Origin of the sequence: Curtobacterium sp. NPDC092190 (assembly GCF_044755625.1) — a bacterium.
Classification (GTDB): domain Bacteria; phylum Actinomycetota; class Actinomycetes; order Actinomycetales; family Microbacteriaceae; genus Curtobacterium.
Map to the genome: position 1 here is coordinate 702,793 of NZ_JBIVRJ010000001.1, position 21,724 is coordinate 724,516.

A 21,724-nucleotide genomic window follows, 5' to 3' on the forward strand; every position below is an offset into this window, starting at 1 on the left:
TCGCGGACCACTACTTCTTCTTCGACGAGAGGGCGTCGGCGCCGCCGACGATCTCGGAGATCTGCTGGGTGATCTCGGCCTGACGCGCGTTGTTCGCGAGACGGGTGAACTCGCTGATGAGCGAGTCGGCGTTGTCACTGGCGGACTTCATGGCCTTCTGCCGGGCGGCGTGCTCGGAAGCGGCCGACTGCAGCATGGCGTTGAAGATGCGGCTCTCGATGTAGACCGGGAGCAGCGCGTCGAGGACGGCGTCCGCATCGGGCTCGAACTCGTAGAGCGGCAGGGGCTCACCGTTCGACGGCTCCTCCACACCATCGACGACCTCGAGCGGGAGCAGGCGCACGACCTGCGGCTCCTGGGTCGCGAGGCTGATGAACCGGTTGAAGACGATGTGGATCTCGTCCACGCCGCCCTCCGCCGTGTCCTGGAGGAACTTCGACACGACCGCGTCGCCGATCTCCTTCGCCGTCGAGAACTCCGGCTGGTCCGTCCCGCCGATCCACTGCCGCTCGGACGGGCGCTCGCGGAACGCGAAGTACCCGACCGACTTGCGACCGACGAGGTAGAACACCACGTCCTTGCCCTCGCTGCGGAGCAGGGAGGCGAGCTCCTCGCCCTGCTTGAGGACGTTCGAGCTGAACGCGCCGTTCAGGCCGCGGTCCGAGGTGAACAGCACCACGGCTGCGCGGGTCGACGACTCGGGCTCGGTGGTCAGCACGTGGTCGACGTTCGAGAACGTCGCCACGGCGGACACGGCCCGCGTCACGGCCCGCGAGTACGGACCGGACGCGGCCATGCGCGCCTGTGCCTTCTGGATCCGCGACGCCGAGATCAGCTCCATCGCGCGGGTGACCTTCTTCGTGGTCTTCGCCGACTTGATGCGCTGGCGGTAGACCCGGACCTGTGCCGCCATCTAGCGACGACCCTTGACGATCTGCTCCTGGTCGACGTCCTCGGCCTGGGCCGCGTCGAACGACTCCGAGCCGAGCGTCTTGCCGTCGCTCGTCTGGAAGCCCTTCGTGAAGGCGTCGATCTCGCGGTCCATCGCGGCGACGGTCTCGTCGCTGAGCTGGTTCGTCTCACGCAGGGTGGTCAGGACGTCGGAGTTGCGACGCAGGTGCTCGAGCAGCTCGGCCTCGAAGCGGAGCACGTCGGGGACGGGCACCTCGTCGAGCTTGCCGTTCGTGCCGGCCCAGATCGAGACGACCTGCTCCTCGACCGGGTACGGCGAGTACTGCGGCTGCTTGAGGAGCTCCGTCAGGCGCGCACCACGGTCCAGCTGGCGACGCGACGCCTGGTCGAGGTCGGACGCGAACATCGCGAAAGCCTCGAGCGAGCGGTACTGCGCGAGCTCGAGCTTGAGCGTGCCGGAGACCTTCTTGATCGACTTGACCTGGGCGTCACCACCCACGCGGGACACCGAGATGCCCACGTCGACGGCCGGACGCTGGTTCGCGTTGAACAGGTCCGACTGCAGGAAGATCTGGCCGTCGGTGATCGAGATCACGTTGGTCGGGATGTAGGCCGAGACGTCGTTCGCCTTGGTCTCGATGATCGGGAGACCCGTCATCGAACCGGCACCGAGGTCGTCGGACAGCTTCGCGCAACGCTCCAGCAGGCGGGAGTGCAGGTAGAAGACGTCACCCGGGTAGGCCTCACGGCCCGGCGGACGACGCAGGAGGAGCGACACCGCACGGTAGGCCTCGGCCTGCTTCGACAGGTCGTCGAAGATGATCAGGACGTGCTTGCCGCCGTACATCCAGTGCTGGCCGATGGCCGAACCGGTGTAGGGGGCGAGGTACTTGAAGCCGGCCGGGTCGGAGGCCGGGGCGGCGACGATGGTGGTGTACTCCATCGCACCGGCGTCCTCGAGCGCACCCTTGACGGAGGCGATCGTGGAGCCCTTCTGGCCGATGGCGACGTAGATGCAGCGGACCTGCTTGTCCTCGTCGCCCGACTCCCAGTTGGCCTTCTGGTTGATGATCGTGTCGATCGCGATGGCCGTCTTGCCGGTCTGGCGGTCGCCGATGATCAGCTGACGCTGGCCGCGGCCGACGGGGATCATCGCGTCGATGGCCTTGATGCCGGTCTGCAGCGGCTCGTGGACGGACTTGCGGGACATGACGCCCGGGGCCTGGAGCTCGAGGGCACGGCGACCCTCGGCCTGGATCTCGCCGAGACCGTCGATCGGGTTGCCGAGCGGGTCGACCACGCGACCGAGGAAGCCGTCGCCGACGGGAGCCGAGAGGACCTCGCCGGTGCGGGTGACCTCCTGGCCCTCCTCGATGCCGCCGAACTCGCCGAGCACGATGGCGCCGATCTCGTCCTCGTCGAGGTTCTGCGCGAGACCGAGGGTCCCGTCCTCGAAGCGGATGAGCTCGTTCGCCATGACGCCGGGCAGGCCCTCGACGTGCGCGATGCCGTCGCCCGCGTCGGTGACGTGCCCGACCTCGGCCGTGGAGGCCTTCGTCGGCTCGTAGTTCGAGACGAAGTCCTTCAGGGCATCACGGATCTCATCGGGGCTGATGGTGATGTCTGCCATGGGATTTTCCTTGTTGGTTTCCGGGGCCCTGCGGCTCCGAGAGGGTGATGCTGCCCGGTGAGGGACAGTTCCCGTTGTGGACTTGGAGGGGTCGGCTTCGACGGTACGCTCAGCCGGCCAGCTGGAGCCGGAGCTCCGACAGGCGCGTGGACACCGTGCCGTCGATGACGTCGCCACCGACCTGCACGCGCATCCCGCCGACGACCGCGGGGTCGACGACCTGGTTGACGCTGATGTCCTTGCCGTACCGCTCGCTGATGCCGCGGGCGACGCGAGCCGCCTGACCGTCCGAGAGCGGGGCCGCGGTGGTCACCGTGGCGACGAGCTTGCCGGCCTGGTCGGCCACGATGCGCGAGGCATCGCGGACGATCTCACCGATGCGGCGGCCGCGCGGCTGCTGCACGAGGTGCTCCAGGATCGCGGTGGTCTGCGCCGAGACCTTCGAACCGACGAGCCGCTGGACGAGCGCAGCCTTCTCCGACGGGCTGCCGAGCTTCGTGCCCAGTGCCAGCTCGAGCGCCGCGTCCGAGCGGACGGCGGTCTCGAAGGAGAACAGCTCGGCCTCGATCGACGTCTCCGACGATGCGGTTCCGGCGACGGCGCGGATGCCCGCGTCCTCGACACCCGCGAGCAGGTCAGACGGCGAGGACCAGCGCGAGCCGGCCACCGCGGTCAGCACCGCACGCGTCGCCTCGGACTGACCGGCGAAGACGCGGTCGATGAGGACCTTCTTGCCGACGACGTCCGCGGTCGGGTCCGCCAGCAGTCCGAGCAGCTGGGACGAACCGGCGATCGCACGCCCGGTGGAGAGGATCTCGATGCCCGTGGCGAGGTCGACCGACCCGCCGAGGTCAGCGAGGACCGCCCGCGTGGACGAGAGTGCGGACCGCGTGGCGCTCCGCATGCTCAGCGCTCCCCGGCCGGCTGGCCCTGGGACGCCTCGAGGTCGGCGATGAAGCGGTCGACGACCGCAGCCGACTTCGCGTCGTCCCGGAGGGACTCACCGATCACACCGGAGGCGAGGTCGAGGGCGAGGGTGCCCACCTCGCTCCGCAGCGACTGGAGCGCGCTCTGCCGCTCGGCCTCGATCTGCGCCTGGGCGTTGGCGGTGATGCGTGCTGCATCTGCCTGCGCCTGCTCGCGGACCTCGTTGCCGATCGCGGTCGCGTCGGCACGGGCCTGCTCACGGATGCGCGAGGCCTCGGCACGCGCGTCGGCGAGCTGCTTGTTGTACTCGTCGAGTGCAGCGGCGGCCTGCTCCTGAGCGGCCTCCGCCTTCTTGATGCCACCCTCGATGGCCTCGGTGCGCTCATCGAGCATCTTCGTGATGCGCGGCGTCACGACGCGCCACATCACGAGGAAGATGATGACGAAGGCCACCGCGGACCACACGATGTCGTACACCGGTGGGATCAGCGGATTGTGGGTCTCCTCCGCCGCGATGATGAGTGCAGTCTGCATCGAGAAGCCTTAGTTGGTGAAGATGAAGTACGTCGCGATACCGATGAAGGCCAGGGCCTCCGTGAAGGCGATACCGATGTACATGAGGGTCGTCAGACGGCCCTGGAGCTCGGGCTGGCGAGCGACGGACTCGATCGTCTTGCCGACGACGATGCCGACGCCGATGGCCGGACCGATCGCAGCGAGGCCGTAGCCAACCGTCGCGATGTTGCCGTTGATCTCCGCGAGAACGGTCGTTGCGTCCACGTGTTTTCCTTTCGAGTGCGGCCCGACGGATGTCGTGCCGTATGGGGGTCAGAAGGGGTCGGTCAGTGCTCGTCAGCCAGCGCGAGCTGGATGTACACAGCGGTCAGCAGCATGAAGACGTACGCCTGCAGCAGCGCGACGAGGATCTCGAAGAAGCTGAACGCGATGCCGAACGCCAGGGTCCCGATGCCGAAGAGCTTGAAGAGGCTCTCGGCGTCGAAGAAGAAGAACCAGGTGGCCGAGAAGAAGAGCACCAGGAGGAGGTGACCCACGACCATGTTCATGAGCAGTCGCAGCGTCAGCGTCACCGGACGGAGCACGAAGGTCGAGACGAGCTCGATCGGCGTCACGATGATGTAGAGCGGCCACGGGACACCGGGCGGGAAGAGCGCGTTGCGGAGGAACGTGCCCGGGTGCTTGCGGAGGCCCGCGTAGATGAACGCGACGTACGCGACGATCGCCAGGATCATCGGCATCGCGATGCGGCTCGTACCGGCGATGTTCATGAACGGGATGAGACCCGTCAGGTTCATGAACAGGACACCGAAGAACACCGTGGCCAGGAGCGGCAGGAAGCGCTTGCCGTCCTTCTCACCGAGGTTGTCGAAGGTGTTGCGGCGGACGACGTCGAACGCGTACTCGATGAAGGCCTGTCCGCGGTTCGGGACGAGCTTCAGGGCACGGGTCCCGACGAACGCGAAGACGAGCAGCACGGCCACCGCGAACAAGCGGATGAGGACGATGCGGTCCATCTCGATCGGGGTCCCGGCGAAGAAGATCGGGTCCGGGAAGAACTCGTTGATCGACGGACCATGGAATTCGGCGGCCTTGCTGCTCCCCGCCGCCACGGTGTTGGCCGCGGCGGTGAGGGACAGGGGAAGAGCGTGGGATAGCAGCGCTGTCTCCTGTGTCGGCGCGCGCACACACGGCACGCGATGGTGGACTTTGTGGAGGCTCGTCCGCTCCGAGCGAGGCTCCGGACGCGGACTTCGAGAAGCCTATCAGGTGCGAGAGGCTTCTCGGGCTCTCAGGGCCGTGGGGTGTCGTTCCCAGGATCGACCGCGTCGCCGGGCAGGTGCACCCCGATCGGGATGCGGGCCTTGGCGACCGCCACCACGTCGATCACGAGCGACCCGACGACGCCCGCGATGATCACCACGGCGAGCACCGGGAAGTCCACCCAGGCGCGGTCGCGCAGTGCGAGCAGGACCACCAGGAAGAGCACGAACTTCAGGATCCACGTCCCCATCACGATCCCGAAGAAGGCGCCCGAGATCATCTGCCCCTTCGACACCCGGAGGGCGACGAGCACCGAGACCGCGGTGAGCCCGAGGAACACCACGCTCAGCACCGCGCCGAGCAGGCCACCGGCGAGTCCCGGCGTCCCGGCGACGACGAGCCCGACGACTCCCCCGACGACGGCCAGGCCGACGGCGAGGAGGGCCGCCCAGAGGAGGATCCGGCGGAACACCGGCCGGACGTGGTCGAGGGCGTTCGGTGCGGTCACGAGGGGTCTCCAGGGATCGTTCGGTCGTTGGCGGCGCGGTCGAGCGGGTCGAGGCTGGCGTCGACGACGGTGTTCGAGCGTGTGGCGGCCTGCGCGGCGAACTCCGCGCGCTTCCGGCCGAGCGGGGCGAAGGTGGCGATCGCGCACACGGTGAAGCCGATCGCGACGACGGTGACCACCCAGTACCACTCGACGAAGAGGAACAGCAGGCACCCGACGGCGACGGTGGCCGTCCACGCGTAGAAGATCAGCACGGCGTGGAAGTGGGAGTGCCCCATGTCGAGCAGACGGTGGTGCAGGTGCTTCCGGTCGGCCGAGAACGGCGACTTGCCCGCGCTGAGCCGACGGGTGACGGCGAGCCCGAAGTCGAGGATCGGCACGATCAGGATCGCGAAGGGCAGCAGGATCGGGATGAACGCCGGCAGCAGGGCCTGGCGTGTCGAGATGACCGCGGGGTCGATGTTGCCCGTCACGGACACGGCGCTCGTGGCCATCAGGAACCCGACGAGCAGCGCGCCGGCGTCGCCCATGAAGAGCTTTGCCGGGTGCCAGTTGAGGACGAGGAACCCCGTGCAGGCACCGACGAGCACCGCCGTGAGCAACGAGGGCAGGTTGAAGAAGAACTCCGTCTGCACGACCACGCGGTTGATGAAGAACGTGTAGAGGAAGAACACGCCGCCGGCGATGATCGCGACCCCGGCGACGAGGCCGTCCAGACCGTCGATGAAGTTGACGGCGTTCATCACGAGCACGACGGCGAGCACGGTGAAGATCAGGCTCATGTAGGACGACCCGACCCCGAGCGTGTTGCCGATCGGCAGCGACACGATCGCCACGCCCTGCCAGGCCAGGATCCCCGCGGCGATGATCTGCCCGGCGAGCTTCGTCATCCAGTCGAGGTCCCAGATGTCGTCGGCGACACCGAGCACCACGATGATCGTCGCACCCGCGAGCACCGCGATCACGCGCCCGGGTTCCGAGAACACGAGCCGGAAGTAGTCGGTCCCCGCGATGGAGGGGAAGAGGAACCAGGCCGCCAGCAGCGACACGATCACGCCGAGGTACATCGCGATCCCGCCGAGCCGCGGTGTGGGCGTGCGGTGCACGTCGCGCTCGCGGACCTTCGGGTACCAGCCGTAGCGCAGGCCGAGCTTCCACACGGCCCAGCTGCAGACGAAGCTCACCACGGCCGCGATGGCCCCGGCGAGCAGGTAGTACTTCACGTGACGAGGTCGGCTCCGACGACCCGGACGATGTCCTCGTCGGCGATCACCCCGTGTCGGACGATCGTCAGCTTCCCGCCGGTCGAGAGGCCGGTCGCGTCGACGATGGTCGACCCGGTCGAGGCGGCGAAGCCGTCGTGCACCGCGAGCGGTCCCCCGTCGAGGTAGACCGACACGCTGTCGCCGAGCATCGACTCGGCCCGGTCCACGTCCATCGCGGCAGGGTCTCCGGTCGAGTTCGCGGAGGAGACCGCGAGCGGTCCGACCTCCTGCAGCAGCTCGAGGGCGATGCGCGAGTCCGGCATGCGGAGCGCGACGGTCCCCCGGGTCTCCCCCAGGTCCCAGTCCAGCGACGGTTGCGCGCGCAGGATGACGGTGAGCCCGCCGGGCCAGAACTCGTCGACGAGGTCGCGGACCTGCTGCGGGATCTCGGTCGCCAACGCCTCGAGCGTCGGCGGTCCGGGGATCAGCACCGGGGGCGGCGACTGGCGGGTGCGGCCCTTGGCGTCGAGCAGGCGCTGGACGGCGGTCGCGCTGAAGGCGTCCGCCGCGACGCCGTAGACGGTGTCGGTCGGGACGACGACGAGTTCTCCCCGGCCGAGGGCGGCACGTGCGAGCCGCATCCCGGTCAGGAGCCCGTCGGGGTCGGTGCAGTCGTATCGGGAGGCCATGACTCGACGATGATAGTGCGACACAATGGACGGCATCGTGAACGAGACGCCCGCGCCCCGACTCCTGTTCCTCTTCGACATGGACGACGTGCTCGTCCGGTACGACTGGCGGGTCCGGATGGCGGCCCTCGGCGAGTACACCGGACACTCCTTCGAGGAGCTCCGCCGACGCTGGTGGGACTGCGGCCACGAGTCCCGTGCCGAGGCCGGGCACTTCCCCGACGGGGACGCCTACCTCGCCGCCTTCGCCGAGGCGATGGGGTGTGCGGTGCCCGAGGCGGACTGGGCGCGCATCCGCGGCGCGGCGATGACCGAGCTGCCCGAGCGCATCGAGGCCGTCCGGATCGCGTCCGAGCACGGCCGTGTCGGCCTGCTCACGAACAACGGTCCGCTCGCGGGCCGGTGGATCGGGACGTGGGCACCCTCGTTGCCGCCGCTCTTCGGCGAGCACCTGGACACGACGAGCAACTTCGGCGCGCGCAAGCCCGAGCCCGAGGTCTTCGAGCGGGCGCTCGCGCACCACGGCGTACCCGCCGAGCGCGCGTTCTTCGCCGACGACATGCCGGTCAACGTCGAGGCGGCCCGCGACGTCGGCATCCACGCGGTCCTGGTCGAGGAGCACACCGACCTGCGCAGAGCGGTCCGCGCCTTCGTCGCAGCGCAGCAGCGGGTCGCCACCGCCTGACCCGTCACGTCCGCGACACGCAACGAGCGCGGTTCCTCGCAGCGCTGTACCGCTGCGCAGCTCCGCCGAGGTCGCGTCGTGCGCGCACCGGGACGACGGCCGGGAGGCCCGGAGCGACCCCGCCTAGCGGGTGGCGGTGGTCGTGCGGTCGCGCCCCGTCAGGTCGACGTGCGTCTCCGGCGACCGGAACCCCCGCCGTGCGAGCACGTCGCGCACGCCGGCGCCCTGCTGCTCGGCGTGCTCGATGACGAGGAGCCCTCCCGGGACGAGGAGCCGCCAGGCGGTGTCGGTGAGAGCCCGGACGGCGTCGAGCCCGTCGGGTCCCCCGTACAGCGCGAGCGCCGGGTCGTGGTCGCGGACCTCGGGGTCGACGGGCACCATGTCGTCGGGGACGTACGGCGGGTTCGAGACGACGACCGAGACCGTGCCGTCGAGCTCCGGGAGCGCGTCGGCGAGGTCGCCCTCGACCAGTCGCACGGTGCCGCCGTGCCGATCGATGTTGCGCCGGGTCCAGGGCAGTGCCTCGGGTGACCGCTCGACCGCGTAGACGACGGCGTTCGGCACCTCGGTGTCCATCGCGACGGCGATCGCTCCGCTGCCGGAGCCGAGGTCGACCGCCACCGGCTCGGGCACCGCGGTCGCACGCAGTGCGTCGATGCCGAACTGCACGACGCCCTCGGTCTCCGGGCGCGGGACGAAGACGCCCGGCCCGACGGACAGCGTCAGCGCCCGGAAGTGCGCCTCGCCCGTGATGTGCTGCAGCGGCTCGCGGGTGGTGCGACGTGCGACGGCGTGCCGGAAGCGCTCGACGTGCTCCGCCGCGATGGCGCCGCCCGTCAGGGCACGGGCCTGCACGGCACCCCGCGACGTGTCGGTCGCCCAGGCGAGCAGGAGTTCGGCGTCGACGCGCGGGGTCGGGACACCGTGCGCGACGAGCGCAGCGGTCGCCTCGTCGAGGAGGCGATCCGCTGCGGACGTGGGTCGGCTGTCGGAGGTGATCCGTGCCTCCAGACCGGGCCTAGGCGTCCTGGTCGCCGATGGCGGCCAGGCGTGCCTCTTCGTCCGCCTGGATGGCGGACCGGACGACGGGCTCGAGCGCACCGTTCATCACGCGGTCCAGGTCGTACGCCTTGTACCCGGTGCGGTGGTCCGCGATGCGGTTCTCCGGGAAGTTGTACGTGCGGATGCGCTCCGAACGGTCCATGCCGCGGATCTGCGACTTGCGTGCGTCCGAGGCGATGGCGTCGAGCTCCTCCTGCTGTCGCGCGAGGATGCGGGCGCGCAGGACGCGCATGCCGGCCTCACGGTTCTGCAGCTGGGACTTCTCGTTCTGCATCGCCACCGTGATGCCCGTGGGCAGGTGGGTGATGCGGACTGCGGAGTCGGTCGTGTTGACCGACTGCCCGCCGGGGCCGGACGACCGGTAGACGTCGATCTTGAGGTCGTTCTGGTTGATCTGGACCTCCTCGGGCTCGTCCACCTCGGGGAACACCAGCACGCCGGTGGTCGAGGTGTGGATGCGGCCCTGCGACTCGGTCGCCGGCACGCGCTGCACCCGGTGCACACCGCCCTCGTACTTCAGGTGCGCCCAGACGCCCTGGGACGGGTCGGTCGCGTTCGACTTGATCGCGACCTGCACGTCCTTGTAGCCGCCGAGGTCGCTCTCGGTCCGCTCGAGGAGCTCGACCTTCCAGCCCTTCGTCTCGGCGTAGTGCGAGTACATGCGGAGGAGGTCGGCCGCGAAGAGCGCCGACTCCTCACCGCCCTCACCGCCCTTGATCTCCATGATGACGTCGCGGCCGTCGTCCGGGTCCCGCGGGATGAGCAGCCGGCGGAGTCGCTCCTGGCGCTCCGACAGCTGCTCCTGGAGCGCCGGGACCTCGTCCGCGAACGCCTCGTCCTCGCGGGCGAGCTCCTGGGCGGCGGCGAGGTCGTCCCCCGCCGCCTGCCAGGCCTCGTACGCGGCCTTGATCTGGTTGAGCTCGGCGTACCGCCGGTTCACCTTCTTCGCGCGGGCCGCATCGGCGTGGAGCGCGGGGTCCGACAGCTGCTGCGTCAGGTCCTCGTGTTCCGCCAGCAGCCCGGCCACCGACTCGAACACGCGTTACTCCTGGTGGCCGTCGTGGCGACCGCCGGTCGTGGGGACCGACTTCTGCACCTGGACCAGGAACTCGACGTTCGACTGCGTCTCCTTGAGGTTGCGGAGGACGACGTCGAGCGCCTGCTGCGGGTCGAGCCCGGCGAGGGCACGGCGCAGGCGCCACGTGATCTTGACCTCGTCGGCGGAGAGGAGCTGCTCCTCGCGCCGGGTGCCGGAGGCGTTGATGTCGACGGCCGGGAAGATCCGCTTGTCGGCGAGGTGCCGGTTGAGGCGGAGCTCCATGTTGCCGGTGCCCTTGAACTCCTCGAAGATGACCTCGTCCATCTTGGAGCCGGTCTCGACGAGCGCGGTGGCGAGGATGGTCAGCGAGCCGCCGTCCTCGATGTTGCGCGCAGCGCCGAAGAAGCGCTTCGGCGGGTACAGGGCCGCCGAGTCCACGCCACCGGAGAGCACGCGGCCGGAGGCCGGCGTCGCCAGGTTGTAGGCGCGGCCGAGACGGGTGATCGAGTCGAGGAGCACGACGACGTCGTGGCCCAGCTCGACCAGGCGCTTCGCACGCTCGATGGCGAGCTCGGCGACCGTGGTGTGGTCCTCCGCCGGACGGTCGAAGGTCGAGGCGATGACCTCGCCCTTCACCGAGCGCTGCATGTCGGTGACCTCTTCGGGCCGCTCGTCCACGAGCACGACCATGAGGTGCGCCTCGGGGTTGTTCTTGGCGATCGCGTTGGCGATGGCCTGCAGCACGACGGTCTTGCCGGCCTTGGGCGGCGAGACGATGAGGCCGCGCTGACCCTTGCCGATCGGTGCGACCAGGTCGATGATGCGCGTGCTGAGCTTCGCCGGCTCGGTCTCGAGGCGGAGACGCTCGTTCGGGTACAGCGGGGTCAGGTCGTGGAACTCGACACGGGCCGCTGCCTCGTCCGCGGTCTGGCCGTTGACCGAGTCCACCTTGACGAGCGCGTTGTACTTCTGGCGCGCCTGCTGCTCGTTGTCGCGCGGCTGCTTGATCGCACCGACGATCGCGTCGCCCTTGCGCAGGTGGTACTTCTTCACCTGGCCGAGGGACACGTAGACGTCGCTCGGTCCCGGCAGGTAGCCGGTCGTGCGGACGAACGCGTAGTTGTCGAGGACGTCGAGGATGCCCGCGATCGGGATGAGGACGTCGTCCTCGGTGATCTCCGGCTCGAACTCGTCGTTCTGACCGCCGCGGCCGCGCTTGCGGTCACGCTGACGACGACCGCGGCCGGCCTCGGCCTCGTCGGCGTGCTGCTGCTGCTGGGCGTTCTGCTGCTGGCCGTTCTGCTTCTGCTGGCCGTTCTGCTTCGGCTGACGGTCGTCCTGCTTCGCGTCGCCGGACTTCTGCTCGTCCTGCTTGCCGTTCTGCTTCTGCTGCTGACCGTTCTGCTGGCCGGCGTTCGCCTGGCCACCGTTCTGCTGGCCACCGTTCTGCTGGCCGCCCTGCTGGTCACCGCTCTGCTGTTCGGTGCCCTCGGCGTTCTGCCCGCGGCCACGACCGCGACCACGGCTGCGACGTCCGCGGCGCGAACCGCCCTCGCCCTGCTGGTCGGCCTGGTCGCCCTGGTCCGTCGCCGAGGTCGGCTGCGCGCCGGTCGCCTCGTCGGTCTCGGGGGCAGCGGCCTGCTCGGCGCCGTCCCGCTGCTGGCCGCCGTCCTGCTGGCCGGCGTCCTGGTTCCCGCGGCGGCCGCGGCGGCGACCGGACTGCGCGGCCTCCTCCGCGTCCTTCTCGGCACGGACCTGGTCGAGCCCCGCGAGCAGGTCCTCGGTGCCGGTGTGCCCGTGGTTCGTGTGCTCCGCGGCCGAGGTCTGCGCGGTGTTCACCGTGCCGGCCGAGGAGGCGCGGCGCGAGCGGCGACCGCGGGGCTCCGGAGCCGACTCCGTCTGGTCGGCTGCGGCGTCGTCGGCGGCCGGCGAGGTCGCCGGTGCGGCCAGCGTCGGCTGCTCGGCGGGGGTCTCCTGCGCCGCGGGTGCGGCCTCCGCGGCGGCGGATGCCTCGTCGGCCGGCGTCTCGGCAGCGGGGGCGGCGTCGTCGGTCGCGGGGCGCTTGTCCTCGATCGACGCGATGAGGTCGCCCTTGCGGAGCTTCGAGAGCCCCGTGATGCCGAGCGAGGAGGCGATGCGCTGGAGCTCCGGGAGACGGAGCGCGCGCAGGTCGCTGGGGATCTCCACCGGGGTGGAGTCGTTGACGTTCGTCAAGGTCGGTGTTTCCTTTCGAACCGCAGAACGCGGAGAGTTTCCACCGTCCCGGCGCATGGGTGCGCTGCGACCGCCGTTCAGACGACGGACCGGGATTCGGTGATCTGAAAGAGAGTGCCCCCGCGCACCGGACCCTGCGCCAGCGCCGACGGATCCCGTTCGGATCGGTCTGTGCGCCTACGCTGGATCGGCTTCGAGCGCCGAGTGCGGCACCACTGTAGCACCACCGAGGTCCACGGCCAGCATGAGCGCCCGCCAGTCGGACTGCGCGTGTCGCGCCACCAGGTCGGCCGCGGTGAGGCGCTGTGCCGGGTCGCTGCCCAGCACGAGCAGGCTCGGCCCGGCGCCGGAGACCACCGCGGCGAGCCCGTGCTGCCGCAGCAGACCGATCAGTGCATCGGTCTCCGGCATGGCGCTCGCACGGTACGACTGGTGCAGCCGGTCCTCGGTCGCGGCGAGCAGCAGCTCCGGGCTCTGGATGAGGGCGGCGACGAGCAGCGCCGAGCGCGACACGTTGAACGCGGCGTCCTCGTGCGGCACGCTCGCGGGCTGCAGGGACCGCGCGAGCTTCGTCGAGAGCGTCGACGTCGGCACGAAGACCACCGGCGAGACGCCTCGGTGCACCAGTAGGCGCTTGACCGCGGGACCCTCGGCGGTCATCCACGCGATCGTCAGACCACCGAAGAGCGCCGGAGCGACGTTGTCGGGGTGGCCCTCCATCTCGGTGGCCAGGGTGAGCAGGGTCGACGCGTCGAGGTCGACGACCCCTTCGAGCAGGCCGCGGGCCGCCATCAGCCCGGCGACGATGGCGGCGGCCGACGAGCCCATGCCGCGGCCGTGCGCGATCGCGTTCACGGCGTGCAGCTCGAGTCCGGGCTGCTCCACACCGGCGTGCTCGAGGCCACGACGGACGGCCTGCACCACGAGGTTCGACTCGTCGGTGGCGACCTCACCGGCACCGACGCCCTCGACGATCACGGTCGCGCCGGGCTCCGGGCGGACGCGGACGACCACCTCGTCGTAGACCGACAGCGCCAGCCCGAGCGAGTCGAAGCCCGGGCCGAGGTTCGCGGAGGTCGCCGGGACCCGCACACGGACCGCCCGTCCGGCCGGTACAGCGCTGCGGGCGGTCACGCCCTCCCCCGGTCCGGACGAGCGGTCGACGCTCACGCGGAGCCGACCAGTCCGAGCACCTCGGCGACCGACTTCGTGTCGACCGGGACGCTCGTCGGTGCGACCTCGCCGCCGTCCTCCGTGCGGAGGGCCCACTGCGGGTCCTTCAGGCCGTGGCCGGTCACCGTGATGACGACCTTCGCGCCCTGCGGCACGACACCGGCGTCCGCACGCTCGAGCAGCCCGGCGACGCCGATGGCCGACGCGGGCTCGACGAAGACCCCGACCTCAGCGGACAGGATGCGGTGCGCGGCGAGGATGCCCTCGTCGGTGATGGCACCGAAGTAGCCGTCGGTCTCGTCACGCGCCTCGAGCGCGTACTGCCACGACGCCGGGTTGCCGATGCGGATGGCGGAGGCGATGGTGTCCGGGTGGCGGACGACCTCGCCGGAGACGATCGGGGCGGAGCCGGCGGCCTGGAAGCCGAACATGCGCGGCATCCGCGTCGAGCGGCCCGCGGCGACGTCCTCGCGGTAGCCGCGGGAGTACGCGGTGTAGTTGCCCGCGTTGCCGACCGGCAGGAAGTGGAAGTCCGGGGCGTCGCCCAGCACGTCGACGACCTCGAACGCGGCGGTCTTCTGCCCCTCGATGCGGTCGTTGTTCACCGAGTTGACCAGGTGCACCGGGTAGTTGGCGGCGAGGTCGCGCGCGATGTCGAGGCAGTCGTCGAAGTTGCCCTGCACCTGCAGCAGCTGGGCGTCGTGCGCGACGGCCTGGCTGAGCTTGCCCATCGCGATCTTGCCCTCGGGCACGAGCACCGCGGCGGTGATGCCCGCGTGCGTCGCGTAGGCGGCCGCCGAGGCACTGGTGTTGCCGGTCGACGCGCAGATGACGGCCTTCGCGCCGTGCTCGACGGCCTTCGAGATCGCCATCGTCATGCCGCGGTCCTTGAACGACCCGGTCGGGTTCATGCCCTCGAACTTGACGTACACGTCCGCGCCGGTGCGCTCCGACAGGCGTCGGGCCGGGATGAGCGGCGTGCCGCCCTCGCCGAGGGTGACGACGGGCGTCGCCTCGGTGACGTCGAGACGGTCGGCGTACTCGCGCAGGACTCCCTGCCACTGGTGGGCCATCAGGCTCTCCTTGTTCGGTGTTGTGCAGTCGGGTTGCTGACGGTGCGGGGCTAGGCCCCGACCACCCGCAGGACGCTGGTGATCTCGACGACGACGTCCTCGCCCCGGAGCGCGACGACCGTGGCGGCCAGGTCGGACTCGCGGGCGAGGTGCGTGCCGATGACGAGGTTCGCGGTGCCGGCCGTGCCGTCGCCCGGGTCGGTCGCGGCGGACTGCTCGACGGTCTCGACGCTCACGCCGTGCTTCGCCAGGACGCCGGCGACGGTGGACAGCACGCCGGGGGCGTCGGCCACGTGCAGCGTGATCTGGTAGCGGGTGCGGACCGTCCCGATCGGGAAGACCGGCAGCGCCGACTGGGTCGACTCCGCGATGCCGGGGCCGCCGATGACGTGACGACGGGCGGCGGACACCAGGTCGCCGAGCACGGCCGACGCGGTCTCGACGCCACCGGCACCGGCGCCGTAGAACATCAGGTCGCCGGCGGCCTCGGCCTCGACGAACACGGCGTTCTTCGCCCCGTGCACACTGGCGAGCGGGTGCGACTCCGGCACGAGCGCCGGGTAGACACGGGCGCTGACGCCCTCGACGCCGTCCTCGTCGGTCAGGCGCTCGGCGGTCGCCAGGATCTTCACGACGTAGCCGGCCTTCCGCGCGGCGCGGACCTGCTCGATCGTGACGGCGGTGATGCCCTCGCGGTGCACGGCGGCCAGGGGCACGGAGGTGTGGAACGCGAGCGAGGCCAGGATGGCGGCCTTCTGCGCGGCGTCGTAGCCCTCGACGTCGGCGGTCGGGTCGGCCTCGGCGTACCCGAGCTCCGTGGCGGTCGCGAGGGCCGCCTCGAAGGTCGAGCCCTCGCGGTCCATCAGGTCGAGGATGAAGTTCGTCGTGCCGTTGACGATGCCCATGATCCGCTCGATGCGGTCGCCCGCGAGCGAGTCGTGCAGCGGCCGGATGATCGGGATCGCGCCGGCGACCGCGGCCTCGTAGTAGAGCTGTGCGCCGACCTGCTCCGCCGCGGCGAAGAGCTCGGGGCCGTGCGTGGCGAGGAGCGCCTTGTTGCCGGTGACGACGTCCGCACCGGACTGCAGCGCCTGGAGCACCAGCGTGCGCGCGGGCTCGATGCCGCCGATCAGCTCGACGACGATGTCCGCGCCGAGGATGAGCGACTGCGCGTCCGTCGTGAAGAGCTCCTTCGGCAGGTCCACGTCGCGCGGAGCGTCGAGGTCCCGCACCGCGATGCCGACGAGCTCGAGTCCGGCACCCGCGCGCGAGGCCAGCTCGTCGCCGTGCTCGAGGAGCAGGCGCGCCACCTGGGAACCGACGGAGCCGGCTCCGAGCAGCGCGACGCGGACGTTGCGGTATTCGATCATGTGGTGCGCATTCCTGTGGGGCGGGCGGCAGCCCGGTCGGGTCGGGGTCAGCGGCGTCAGCCGGCGACGACCCCCGTGTCGCGGGCGAGCAGGTCGTCGATCGACTCGCCACGGACGAGGATACGGGCTGCGCCGTCCGCGACCGCGACGACCGGCGGACGGCCCACGTGGTTGTAGTTGCTGGCGAGGGACCAGCAGTAGGCACCGGTCGCCGCGACGGCGAGCAGGTCACCGCGGTGCACGTCGCCCGGCAGGTACTCGTCGTTCACGACGATGTCGCCCGACTCGCAGTGCTTGCCGACGACCCGGGTCAGCACCGCCGGGGCGTCCGAGCTGCGGGCGAGCCGCGCCGTGTAGTCGGCGCCGTACAGCGCCGGACGAGCGTTGTCGCTCATGCCGCCGTCGACCGACACGTAGGTGCGGGTCGCCGAGGAGCCGTCCTCGGTCTCCAGCGAGACGGGCTTGACGGTGCCGACGCGGTACAGCGTGGTGCCGGCCGGGCCGACGATGTAGCGCCCGGGCTCGACGGCGATCTCCGGGACGGGGATGCCCCGCTCGGTGCAGGCGTCGGCGACGATCGTGGCGAGGGCCTCCGCGACGTCCTCGGGCGCGAACGCCTCGTCGGCCTCGGTGTAGTCGATGCCCCACCCGCCGCCGAGGTTCAGCTCCGGGACCGGACCCGTCGCCACGAGTTCGGCGTGCACGTCCATCAGTCGCCGAGCTGCCTCACGGAACCCGGACTCGTCGAAGATCTGGGACCCGATGTGCGAGTGGAGCCCGACGAAGGCGAGCGACGGCTCTGCCCGGACCGCCGCCGCGGCGGCGACGGCCTCGCTCAGGGGGATGCCGAACTTCTGGTCCTCACGCGCCGTGGCGAGGTACTCGTGCGTCGAGGCGTGCACGCCGCTGTTGATCCGGATGCGCACGCGCTGGACCGTGCCGGCGTCGGCGGCGGCACGCGCGACGCGGCCGATCTCCTCGTGGCTGTCGAGGACGATCGTGCCGAGGCCGACCTCGACCGCGCGGGCGATCTCGGCGTCCGACTTGTCGTTGCCGTGGAAGCCGAGCAGCGCGGGGTCCGCTCCCCCGGCCAGCGCGACGGCGAGCTCACCGGCGGTGCACACGTCCAACCGCAGTCCGGCCTCGGTCATCCACGCGGCGACCTGGGTCGTGAAGAACGCCTTGGCGGCGTAGTACACGTGGGCCCGCGTGCCGATGCGGGCGAACGCCTCGGTGAAGGCCGTGCGGACCCGCGCCGCGCGTGCCTGGACGTCCCGCTCGTCGACGACGTAGAGCGGGGAACCGAACCGGGCGACCAGGTCCGACGCCGTGATGCCGCCGACGGCGAGCTCACCGTCGTCCGTCCGCGTGGCCGAGGCCGGCCAGATGCGCGCGGTCAGCGCGGAGGCATCGGCGGGGAACCGCAGCCGCGGCGGGGCAAGGGGGTTGGCGCTCACGGGACCCGATCCTACCGAGCCACCACGGGCCTCCAGGCCGGTGTTACGCCCGTCGACCGCGGTGGTGACGCGCCGGGATCGACGGCGTCAGCCGCAGGCGCCGACCGTGCGCAGGCCCTGCTCGGTCAGCGGCAGCGAGTCGGCGGTGACCCGGACGGTGGCCTCGGCGGAGGTCACGTCGACGGACCGGACCCGGAGCTGCTCGGGCAGGAACTGCGCCGTGCAGACCTGCACCGGGACGCCCGTGACGCCGGGGATGCGGTCGACCTTCAGGCCGAGGTCCGAGTTCGTGATGCGGACGCTCTGCGGGGTGATCGTGACGCCACGGCCGTCCTGCTGCGCCACCACGTCGCCGGTGGCCGCGTAGCCGATGTCGTACCCGAGCACCGCGGTCGAACCGGACAGCTCGACGCCGCCGTCGACGAGCCGGAGCCGCTCGAACAGCGGGCTGTACTTGGCCAGGTCCTGCACGCTCGTCGCGGCGAGGGTGACGTGGCCGTCGACGTCGTGCACGTCGCCCTTGCCGTCCACCGGGACGTCGCGAGCGGTGACGTCGGCGGCCAGCGGGACCCCGTCGAAGGTCAGCCGGTCCGAGGTGATGTCGACCCGGTCGAGCGTGCCGGCGAGCAGCTGCGGGACGACGATGCCCTCGGCGTGCGCGGTGACCTCGCCGGTGGCGCCCTCCGGGAGGGACTGCTCGACCTGGTCGGCGATGATCCGGTCGACGACGCCCCGGAGCACGAACTCCGCGACGACGACGAGCGCGGCGAGCACGAGCACCAGGACGACGAGGACGACGGGCCAGCGACGGCGCTTCCGGGTGGGCTCGGTGGCGACGGACATGCGTCCCACCCTGCCAGGTGCTCCCCGCAGCCGGCCTGGAGGCGCGGTGTGCGCCCGGTGTGCGCGCTGCGGCGGCGGGGCGCGCCGCAGCGCGACGTGCTCGCGCACGAGCGGAAGCACGTCGCGCCACGAGATCACCTGGCGCGACGTGCTTCCGGTTGTGCGGACGCGTGCAGGGCGCGCCGGCGACGAACCATTGAAACGACATCGAACCAGGCGGATCGCCTGGTTCGTTGTCGAGAACGTGGTTCGACGCGACGCGACGCGACGCCGCGCAAGCGCGCGACGCGACGCGACGCCGCGCGCCGCGCTACATGCGCTCGGGCGCACTCACCCCGAGGAGGCCGAGGCCGTTGCGGACGACCTGCCCGGTCGCGTCGTTCAGCCACAGGCGCGTGCGGTGCAGGTCCGACACGGCCTCGTCGCCGAGCGGCGTCACCCGGCAGGAGTCGTACCAGCGGTGGTACAGCCCGGCGAGCTGCTCGATGTACCGCGCGATGCGGTGCGGCTCGCGGAGCTCCGCGGCCTGGCGCACCACGCGCGGGTACTCGGCGAGGGCTCCGAGGAGGGCGCTCTCCGTCTCGTGCGTGAGCAGGGACGCGTCGAACGCGGAGCGGTCCACGCCCGAGGCCGCAGCGTTGCGGGCGACCGACTGCGTGCGGGCGTGGGCGTACTGCACGTAGAAGACCGGGTTGTCGTTGGTGCGCTTGGTGAGCAGGTCGAGGTCGATGTCGATCGACGTGTCGCTCGCGAACCGCACGAGGGCGTAGCGACCGGCGTCGACACCCACGGCGTCGACGAGGTCCTCCATCGACACGATCGTGCCGTTGCGCTTCGACATGCGGAAGGGCTGGCCGTCCTTGAGCAGGTTCACCATCTGGCCGATGAGGATCTCGAGGTTCTTGCCGGGCTCGTCACCGAACGCCGCGCACATCGCCATCATGCGACCGACGTAGCCGTGGTGATCCGCGCCGAGCATGATGAGGTTGCGCTCGAACCCGCGCTCGCGCTTGTCGAGGTAGTACGCCAGGTCGCCCGCGATGTACGCCGGCTGCCCGTCGGACTTGATCACGACGCGGTCGCGGTCGTCGCCGAAGTCGGTCGTGCGGAGCCAGAGCGCACCCTCGGCCTCGTACATCTTGCCGAGGGACTGCAGCCGCTCGATGGCCCGCTCGACGGCCTTCGACTCGTGCAGCGAGTTCTCGTGGAAGTAGACGTCGAAGTCCACGCCGAAGTCGTGCAGCGAGGACTTGATGTCGGCGAACATGAACTCGACGCCCTCGCGGCGGAACAGCTCCTGCGCCTCGTCGCGCGGCAGGTCGCGCACGTCGGTGCCGGCGGGCAGCGTCGCGATGACCCGCGCGGCGATCTCGCCGATGTAGGCACCGCCGTAGCCGTCCTCCGGCGTGGGCTCCCCCAGCGCCGAGGCGACGAGCGACCGGGCGAAGCGGTCGATCTGTGCGCCGTGGTCGTTGAAGTAGTACTCACGGGTGACGAGGCCGCCCTGCGCCTCGAACACGCGGGCGAGCGAGTCACCGACGGCGGCCCAGCGCACACCGCCCATGTGGATCGGACCGGTCGGGTTCGCGGACACGAACTCGAGGTCGATGGACACGCCCTCGTACAGGTCGCCGTGTCCGAACGCGTCGGCCTGGTCGACGATCGTGCGGGCGATCTCACCGGCGGCGGCGGCCTCGAGCGTGATGTTGATGAAGCCGGGGCCGGCGACGTCGACGGACGCGACACCGTCGAGCTCGGTCAGCTCGCCGGCGATCTCGGTCGCGAGCTCGCGCGGGTTCGTACCGAGGCGCTTCGCGAGCTGCATCGCCGCGTTCGAGGCCCAGTCGCCGTGCGCACGGTTCTTCGGCCGCTCGAGGGCCACGTGGGACTCCCCGATCGTCACGGTGTCGGACGCGCCTCGTCGCTCGACGATCCCGGTCAGGATCGACAGGTACGAGGCGGAGAGTTCGGCAGGAGTCACGAGGGTCGAGTCTACCGGGACGCCCAGGTGCCTCGCGGGCCGGTGCCGGACGGCGTGCAGCATCATGGCTGGATGACCTCCCGCAGCCGTGTCCGGGCGATCACCGTCGCCCTGCTCTCCGTGTCCGCCGCCGTCGCCCTGTCCGGCTGCACGGCCGGGTCCGACGACGCGGCCCCGAGCGCGAGCGCCACCCCGATCGGCACCGCCGTGCGGCAGACGTGCGCCGAGCTGCTGCCCACGAGCGTCCTCGCCGTCTACGGCAAGACCTTCGAGCAGGACACGACCTGGACGCCCGCGAAGGGCACGCCGGCCGCGACGATCGCCCGCCAGCGCGGCCGGGTCTGCCACCTCGTCGCCACCGACGACCCGTCGACGACGATCACGCTCGCCGTGGCGCACCTGCCTGAGAAGTCGCTCACGACGCTCAAGGACGCCCTCTACGAGCGCGGTGGGTCCGTCCCGACCTACCGCGTCGAGGGCTACTACGCGCTGGACGACGGCGTCGGACGCGCGGACGCCTTCCCGGATCCGTACTGGGTCACCACCGAGTCGACGCTGTACACCGAGCCCGGAGGGGCGCAGCCCGTCGTGGACGCGGTGCGCTCCGTGCTGCTGCCGTCCGCGTCGGCCGGCCCGGCGGGCTGACGGCACCGCCGTCGGACGGGAGGCACGGTGCGGGCCCGTGCCGCGCCTCCCGTCCGACGGCGGTCGCGACACGGACGCGACACGCGCTGTCGGGACCGGCTCGCGTTACCTGCTACGGTTGATCTCACCCACGAGCCCCCATAGCTCAGGGGATAGAGCACTGCCCTCCGGAGGCAGGGGCGGAGGTTCGAATCCTCCTGGGGGCACATCGAGCCCCCGGCGTCATCGCCGGGGGCTCTCCTCGTGCACGGGGTGCGTCGCCCGGTCCGGGGCCACCCGTTCCGCCTCGGGGTGCACCTCGTCCCAGAGCGCGTCGAGCGACAGTCGGACGACGCTCGCGACCGCGGCGATCGTGGCGAACGACGGCGTCGCGATGCGACCGGTCTCGATCTTCCGCAGGGTCTCGGGCGACACGCCCGCATCGAGGGCGACGTCGAGGATCGAGCGCTCACCCCGAGCGCGACGGAGCAGTGCGCCGAGCCGGCGACCGCGTTCCAGCTCGGCGGGGCTCAGCGGGAGTCGGACCATGGCG

At 71.0% G+C, this 21,724-nt stretch carries 21 protein-coding genes and 1 tRNA gene; 3 read left to right on the forward strand and 19 right to left on the reverse strand.

The features are described from left to right. Positions 1 to 10 precede the first annotated feature (10 nt). From ACIQFY_RS03240 to ACIQFY_RS03280, 9 genes are all read right to left on the reverse strand, one after another. Positions 11 to 913 carry a F0F1 ATP synthase subunit gamma gene (locus tag ACIQFY_RS03240; protein WP_066654619.1) on the reverse strand — a complete coding sequence of 301 codons (903 nt, stop codon included), beginning with the start codon at positions 911 to 913 and terminating at the stop codon, positions 11 to 13. Continuing rightward, a complete protein-coding gene (atpA, locus tag ACIQFY_RS03245) occupies positions 914 to 2,542 on the reverse strand; it encodes a F0F1 ATP synthase subunit alpha (RefSeq protein ID WP_066654625.1) in 1,629 nt (542 codons plus the stop codon). It lies immediately after the preceding gene. Between the two features lie 109 nt (positions 2,543 to 2,651). Next, complete coding sequence (locus ACIQFY_RS03250; RefSeq protein ID WP_066654626.1) at positions 2,652 to 3,446, reverse strand: F0F1 ATP synthase subunit delta; 795 nt, start codon at positions 3,444 to 3,446, stop codon at positions 2,652 to 2,654. 2 nt (positions 3,447 to 3,448) lie between these two features. After that, positions 3,449 to 4,003 carry a F0F1 ATP synthase subunit B gene (locus tag ACIQFY_RS03255; protein ID WP_066654628.1) on the reverse strand — a complete coding sequence of 185 codons (555 nt, stop codon included), beginning with the start codon at positions 4,001 to 4,003 and terminating at the stop codon, positions 3,449 to 3,451. A 9-nt stretch (positions 4,004 to 4,012) separates the two neighbouring features. After that, positions 4,013 to 4,249, reverse strand: a complete 237-nt coding sequence (atpE, locus tag ACIQFY_RS03260) for an ATP synthase F0 subunit C (protein WP_027465781.1) — start codon at positions 4,247 to 4,249, stop codon at positions 4,013 to 4,015. Between the two features lie 62 nt (positions 4,250 to 4,311). After that, positions 4,312 to 5,097, reverse strand: coding sequence for a F0F1 ATP synthase subunit A (atpB, locus tag ACIQFY_RS03265; protein ID WP_144411309.1), 786 nt, complete (start codon positions 5,095 to 5,097; stop codon positions 4,312 to 4,314). Between the two features lie 179 nt (positions 5,098 to 5,276). Then, positions 5,277 to 5,756, reverse strand: coding sequence for a hypothetical protein (locus tag ACIQFY_RS03270; RefSeq protein WP_081984896.1), 480 nt, complete (start codon positions 5,754 to 5,756; stop codon positions 5,277 to 5,279). Further along, entirely contained in the window at positions 5,753 to 6,979 is a 1,227-nt protein-coding gene (locus ACIQFY_RS03275) for an MraY family glycosyltransferase (protein WP_066654629.1), read from the reverse strand. The genes ACIQFY_RS03270 and ACIQFY_RS03275 overlap by 4 nt, the downstream gene beginning before the upstream one ends. After that, complete coding sequence (locus tag ACIQFY_RS03280; protein ID WP_066654631.1) at positions 6,976 to 7,650, reverse strand: L-threonylcarbamoyladenylate synthase; 675 nt, start codon at positions 7,648 to 7,650, stop codon at positions 6,976 to 6,978. The genes ACIQFY_RS03275 and ACIQFY_RS03280 overlap by 4 nt, the downstream gene beginning before the upstream one ends. A gap of 25 nt (positions 7,651 to 7,675) precedes the next feature. On the opposite strand from ACIQFY_RS03280, the gene ACIQFY_RS03285 reads away from it, so the two are divergent. Further along, entirely contained in the window at positions 7,676 to 8,335 is a 660-nt protein-coding gene (locus tag ACIQFY_RS03285) for an HAD family hydrolase (RefSeq protein ID WP_400338246.1), read from the forward strand. A 123-nt stretch (positions 8,336 to 8,458) separates the two neighbouring features. Here ACIQFY_RS03285 and prmC read toward each other — a convergent pair whose 3' ends face one another. The 9 genes from prmC to argS all read right to left on the reverse strand — a co-directional run bounded on the left by prmC (position 8,459) and on the right by argS (position 20,547). Continuing rightward, the gene (gene prmC, locus ACIQFY_RS03290; RefSeq protein ID WP_400338402.1) at positions 8,459 to 9,334 is read right to left on the reverse strand and encodes a peptide chain release factor N(5)-glutamine methyltransferase; all 876 of its coding nucleotides are present in this window, start codon (positions 9,332 to 9,334) and stop codon (positions 8,459 to 8,461) included. A 19-nt stretch (positions 9,335 to 9,353) separates the two neighbouring features. Then, the gene (gene prfA / locus ACIQFY_RS03295; RefSeq protein WP_066654635.1) at positions 9,354 to 10,436 is read right to left on the reverse strand and encodes a peptide chain release factor 1; all 1,083 of its coding nucleotides are present in this window, start codon (positions 10,434 to 10,436) and stop codon (positions 9,354 to 9,356) included. A 3-nt stretch (positions 10,437 to 10,439) separates the two neighbouring features. Continuing rightward, positions 10,440 to 12,650, reverse strand: a complete 2,211-nt coding sequence (gene rho / locus ACIQFY_RS03300) for a transcription termination factor Rho (RefSeq protein ID WP_400338251.1) — start codon at positions 12,648 to 12,650, stop codon at positions 10,440 to 10,442. A 177-nt stretch (positions 12,651 to 12,827) separates the two neighbouring features. Beyond that, on the reverse strand, positions 12,828 to 13,784 hold the full coding sequence (thrB, locus tag ACIQFY_RS03305; protein ID WP_251155148.1) for a homoserine kinase: 957 nt from the start codon (positions 13,782 to 13,784) through the stop codon (positions 12,828 to 12,830). A gap of 32 nt (positions 13,785 to 13,816) precedes the next feature. Next, on the reverse strand, positions 13,817 to 14,896 hold the full coding sequence (thrC, locus tag ACIQFY_RS03310) for a threonine synthase (protein WP_066654638.1): 1,080 nt from the start codon (positions 14,894 to 14,896) through the stop codon (positions 13,817 to 13,819). Positions 14,897 to 14,946: 50 nt separating this feature from the next. Continuing rightward, on the reverse strand, positions 14,947 to 16,266 hold the full coding sequence (locus ACIQFY_RS03315) for a homoserine dehydrogenase (RefSeq protein ID WP_209682380.1): 1,320 nt from the start codon (positions 16,264 to 16,266) through the stop codon (positions 14,947 to 14,949). 56 nt (positions 16,267 to 16,322) lie between these two features. Next, on the reverse strand, positions 16,323 to 17,723 hold the full coding sequence (gene lysA, locus ACIQFY_RS03320; RefSeq protein WP_400338253.1) for a diaminopimelate decarboxylase: 1,401 nt from the start codon (positions 17,721 to 17,723) through the stop codon (positions 16,323 to 16,325). An 87-nt stretch (positions 17,724 to 17,810) separates the two neighbouring features. Then, positions 17,811 to 18,566, reverse strand: coding sequence for an LmeA family phospholipid-binding protein (locus ACIQFY_RS03325; protein ID WP_400338255.1), 756 nt, complete (start codon positions 18,564 to 18,566; stop codon positions 17,811 to 17,813). A 310-nt stretch (positions 18,567 to 18,876) separates the two neighbouring features. Continuing rightward, positions 18,877 to 20,547 (reverse strand): arginine--tRNA ligase, encoded by a 1,671-nt coding sequence (gene argS, locus ACIQFY_RS03330; RefSeq protein WP_400338257.1) that lies wholly within the window; start codon positions 20,545 to 20,547, stop codon positions 18,877 to 18,879. Between the two features lie 72 nt (positions 20,548 to 20,619). Between argS and ACIQFY_RS03335 the strand changes: the two genes are divergently transcribed. Both ACIQFY_RS03335 and ACIQFY_RS03340 read left to right on the forward strand, forming a co-directional pair. Then, positions 20,620 to 21,192: a hypothetical protein gene (locus ACIQFY_RS03335; protein WP_400338259.1), complete on the forward strand. Its 573-nt coding sequence runs from the start codon at positions 20,620 to 20,622 to the stop codon at positions 21,190 to 21,192. A gap of 134 nt (positions 21,193 to 21,326) precedes the next feature. Further along, positions 21,327 to 21,398 (forward strand) — tRNA-Arg (locus ACIQFY_RS03340). A gap of 16 nt (positions 21,399 to 21,414) precedes the next feature. On the opposite strand, the gene ACIQFY_RS03345 is transcribed toward ACIQFY_RS03340, so the two are convergent. Further along, positions 21,415 to 21,720, reverse strand: a complete 306-nt coding sequence (locus ACIQFY_RS03345; RefSeq protein WP_209682366.1) for a helix-turn-helix domain-containing protein — start codon at positions 21,718 to 21,720, stop codon at positions 21,415 to 21,417. Positions 21,721 to 21,724: the final 4 nt, after the last annotated feature.